The sequence below is a fragment of the Moorena sp. SIO4A5 genome, assembly GCF_010672005.1.
Lineage (GTDB): Bacteria > Cyanobacteriota > Cyanobacteriia > Cyanobacteriales > Coleofasciculaceae > Moorena.
The window spans coordinates 1-4,487 of the sequence record NZ_JAAHHZ010000390.1 but is presented as its reverse complement, the minus strand read 5'-3'; the positions used below and the strand labels follow the sequence as shown (position 1 = coordinate 4,487).

Below are 4,487 nucleotides of genomic sequence, written 5' to 3'. Positions count from 1 at the left end.
ACCCACCAATGGTAGTGGCAATCCACACATAATTCCAAGAGGGTAGCCAACTCGGGAAATAGGGTTCTAGAAATTCGGGTAACCAATGCCAAACAAAATGCAAACACTGTTCTAGGACAAAATAGTAACTAGTTGCTACTAATCCGCCAGCAATACCAATCCCTGTAGCGCAGAGGATTAGTTGGGTATAGGCTAGCTTGACTTGTTTATTGTCCCGATCTGATTTTTCCGTCTGATTAGTCCTTTGATTTACCGATAACACTTCAGCCGTATCTGATGTCATTCTTGTCTTGACCCAGTTGTTTTTTACGAAAATTGGTTATTGCTTCATCATGGACAAAAATAACATAAATAGATAGAGTCACTATGTATGGAGTACATGAAAATAAATTTATTTTTACATTCCGTGTCAATCCCTCTTATTTTGAAATCCTTACTCGATATGAAACTGATATAATAAGTAATTTTGCTTATTATATTTGCCGTTTTGTCTGAGTAAGGCTTTTAGAATTTACATGGGTTTGCCCTGTTTTCACATCAATTTTTTTTTATGTTGATTTTGCATTAATTAAAACTATTTTTTGCATAAAGTAGTTTTCATAACGTTGAAAACTGAGTTATCATTAACAATGGAAACCCTAAATAAATAAGGGGTAATCGGTTAGGGGAATTTTGCCCTCGTCTAGTCTGATGGTTCAATACCTAATATTGCTTGAGGTAAGCCTGACAAGAGTTTGCCTGAGTCGCGGGTGTTGCTACAGACTACAACAAACCCTCCGAGTGCAACTCCTCTAATTGGTAAGCCAGATGCAGCAGCTAGTCCAGAACTGCTCGCTTCAAATTATTGGTCTAGCTGCAAAGCACTGGCATAAGCTTTTAGCTGTAAGCATTCAGCTAATGCGCTACGGGAACAGTTTTTGAAGAAAAGAGGCAAGGATTCGTTTCATGTGAGTTACTTCTACTGATGGGATTTTCCCCAGACTTTCAATTATGATTAATCTCGAACTATTAAATTCTCACGCTTAGAGGTTTATTTTAAGCTGACAGCTGACAGCTGTTCGCGTAGCGTGAGCTTTTAGCTCACGGCTGTCAGCTTACGTTTAGCATGAATATTTTTCATGTGCTTCTTCACTGTGCTGAGGGTAATGAATAGCTTAGCGGCAATGTCTTTATAGGAATAATTGACTCGACGCAGTAACCAGACTTCTGCTTCACGAGGAGTTAAACCATAGTGGTAAACTTCTGCAAGCACTAGATTTTGAATGGATTGATGTTGGTCTTCAAGAGTAACTAAAATACAAGGCTCTTTAGATAACTCTAATTTGAGCCATCGCACTCGAATCCGAACAGGAGTTGACTGACTCGTAGTAAGATGAGAATCTATAATAACTGCCTGAGAATGATAGGACTTAAAACTGTATTTCAAAGCTTGGCAGATACGCCAGATTTGTTTAGGCACCAAATTAGATTGTTTACTCTCTGGTGTGAGTTGATCCAACAGAAGGCGAGCAGATTCATTGGCATGAAGTATCTTTCCTTTTGTACTCAGAATCAAAATGCCATCAATAAATCCTTCCAGTATCCCTTGTAAAAAAACCTTATGTAACTGTTGTGCTTGAGTATTGGCTCTTTCTAAAGAGTTAGTGATAGTATTCATCTTGTAGACCTATTCTAAAAGAAGTTGGATAGTCTGTGGGGAGGCGATTTCCCACTGCTCAGTTTGGGGGAGCTAGGTCATGTGCTGCAAAGTGTAGTTAGTTGCTATTTTTAAGGGTCTTAATACTTATCAGGATTAAGCCTTAACGTTTATGCAGAATATCGCATTTTTGTAACAAAACTTAACTATATGGCGGAAGTCAAGCCTATCCCCTGAAGGGGTTTGCACAACATCGGGATAATTTATGAAGATGGAGATGGGGAAGATGGGGAAGATGGGAAAGATGGGAAAGAATCTACCCAAAGTCGGACTGACTTGTCTTACGTTTCAATCCCTTAAAATTGCTATAGTCTTAAAGGGAGTAGGGAGTAGGGAGTAGCGATGCAGCGCCGACCTGCGGGGGTTTACCCCACTCGCTATTGCATCAAGACGGGAGTAGGGAATATGGTATCAAAAATTATCACAATACCTACAGAAATACCTAGAGTTCAAAAATTGACTATTAGTAAAATCCAATGGACACAATTAAATTAGACTTGAATCCAATGATGACATTACGTGAAACCAGCAACCCTAAGATAGAACTGCGATCAGTATTCAAGCAGACATAATCTAATGACAGACCAGGTTTTAATCCTAGGAGGCAAAGGACGAATCGGGAACAGTGTAGCCCAAGACTTACTTGCCCATACTCAGGCGAAAATTACGATTACCGGACGTCAGGGTAAACTTGACCTAGCTTTGCCACAACAGTTACAGCCCCCCGTGCAGTTTCTCCCTCTAGACTTAGCTGATCAGGAGGGGTTAAAAAATGCGATCGCATCTCACAACCTAGTCATCCATTGTGCTGGTCCGTTTCTATACCGAGACGCTACTGTCCTAAACACTTGCATCGAACAAGGGGTTAACTATCTCGATGTCAGTGACAACCGTGCTTTTACCCGTAAAGCCTTAGCCTTCCGTGAACAAGCTACTGCTGCTGGTGTCACCGCTATTGTGAATTCTGGCATTTTTCCTGGTATCTCCAATAGCATGGTGCGTCACGATGTGGAACAGTTAGATGTTGCAGAACGGATTCACCTCAGCTATGTAGTTGCGGGTTCTGGTGGTGCTGGAGTGACGGTAATGCGTACTACTTTCCTGGGATTGCAAGAACCCTTTGAAGCTTGGATTAATAATCAGTGGCAAACCGTTAAACCTTATAGCCTACGGGAAACCATCCAATTCCCTGCTCCCTATGGTAAAGCTGGTGTCTACTGGTTTGATATGCCAGAAGCCTTGACCTTAGTGGACTCATTCCCCGTTAACACCGTCATCACTAAATTTGGCTCAGTTCCCGATTTTTATAATCATCTTACCTGGATAGCTGCCCACATCTTCCCCTCATCTTGGCTGAAAAATCCCGCTGGAATCGAGTTTTTGTCCCATGTCAGCCACATCATGACCGATGTAAGCGATCGCGTTAGTGGCATTGGTGTTGCAATTCGCTCAGAGGTTAGTGGTTACAAAGATGGTAAATCAGCCCGTGCTAGCTCCACCTTAGTCCATCAGAATACTGCTGTCGCTGCTGGGGTGGGTACTGGTAGTATTGCGGAACTGATGCTTACTGGTCAACTCAATAAACCGGGAGTTTGGCCAGTGGAACAAGCTCTGTGTACGCCGTTATTTGAGCAAATTATACAAAGTCGAGGACTTGAGATTAATACTGTTGAAGCTTGAGTGTTGATACCAAATCCGCTTTGATAATCCTCCTTTAACTGAGATATTACACCAGTACAAAAAACTTAATAATGGCAGTGATAAAAATCAATTTAAGTCCTCAAATAGTCAAATATTATCACTTTTACCTGTTCTGATATCCGCTGTGGCCTACCTTTACAGGTTAATTGTAAACTTGGTTTAAGATCTGAGTTTAACTCAAATCACAAGATTTACGCCGCAAATTTACGTTTTTGATCTGCTAAGAGTGAAATCTACTCAATATTAACTAGTCTTAGTGGAGTAAATCCCATGAAAAGTGTCCGTGTGGTAGTAACCGGAACTGTAGGAGCTGGCAAATCTACTTTTGTGAGAACAGCGAGTAATGTTGAAGCTGTGGAAATAGAACGTAAAGCCACCGACGAAATACTTCTGCTAAAGAAAAAAACTACCGTTGCCTTTGACTTTGGTAGCCTTACCTTTGGTAAAAATCTAAATGTTCACATCTACGGTACTCCTGGTCAATCTCGCTTTGACTTCATGTGGGATATTTTAATTCGTGAAGCTCACGCCTACATCGTACTTGTGCCGGTTCATCGACCCAGCAGTTTAAACCACTCTCGTGAGCTTCTGCTGTTTATGAAAGAGCGAGTAAATGTTCCCATGATTATTGGTTTAACCCATATGGATTGTCCAGGGGCAATGACCTCAGAGGAGATTATCAGAACTCTCGGTTATAGCAACCCTCACAATCAACCCGCAAGTGTGATAGTTAATCCCAATCAGCGAACCTCAGTGCTTGAGGCTTTGGTGCTTTTGATCGATCTCCTAGATTGCTAGACAAGTCAGTAGCTAGTGCCGTTCAACTCAAATAACTGACCAGCCCCTGTCAGGTCGAAACCCATAGCACAAAGGACGTTTGTCAGGGCGAAGCATTCGCACATAAATTCTTGGTTTGCTCCCACATTGGCTAGCCGAATACTTCGCCCCAAGGATTATCGTTTATAAGAATTGCCATCTTCTGTAATTTGTGTTTATAAAACTATACAAATCATTAATTAGCGTCACTAAAAAAGTAATCCGGATTGAACGGATCCCTTGGTGAAAAGCTTAGTAGGTAAACGTTATAGAG

Annotated in this window: 3 protein-coding genes and 1 pseudogene; 2 read left to right on the top strand and 2 right to left on the bottom strand. The window is 41.3% G+C overall.

What is annotated here, in order from left to right; genetic code table 11:
- Together F6K57_RS37645 and F6K57_RS37640 are read right to left on the bottom strand one after the other, a co-directional pair.
- Positions 1-283, bottom strand: a pseudogene (locus tag F6K57_RS37645) (chloride channel protein); the annotation flags it as partial.
- A gap of 792 nt (positions 284-1,075) precedes the next feature.
- Positions 1,076-1,657 (bottom strand): helix-turn-helix transcriptional regulator, encoded by a 582-nt coding sequence (locus F6K57_RS37640; RefSeq protein ID WP_070394022.1) that lies wholly within the window; start codon positions 1,655-1,657, stop codon positions 1,076-1,078.
- Positions 1,658-2,272: 615 nt separating this feature from the next.
- On the opposite strand from F6K57_RS37640, the gene F6K57_RS37635 reads away from it, so the two are divergent.
- Positions 2,273-3,376 (top strand): saccharopine dehydrogenase NADP-binding domain-containing protein, encoded by a 1,104-nt coding sequence (locus F6K57_RS37635; protein WP_075901514.1) that lies wholly within the window; start codon positions 2,273-2,275, stop codon positions 3,374-3,376.
- A gap of 252 nt (positions 3,377-3,628) precedes the next feature.
- Positions 3,629-4,195: an ATP/GTP-binding protein gene (locus F6K57_RS37630; protein WP_364305769.1), complete on the top strand. Its 567-nt coding sequence runs from the start codon at positions 3,629-3,631 to the stop codon at positions 4,193-4,195.
- Positions 4,196-4,487 lie beyond the last annotated feature (292 nt).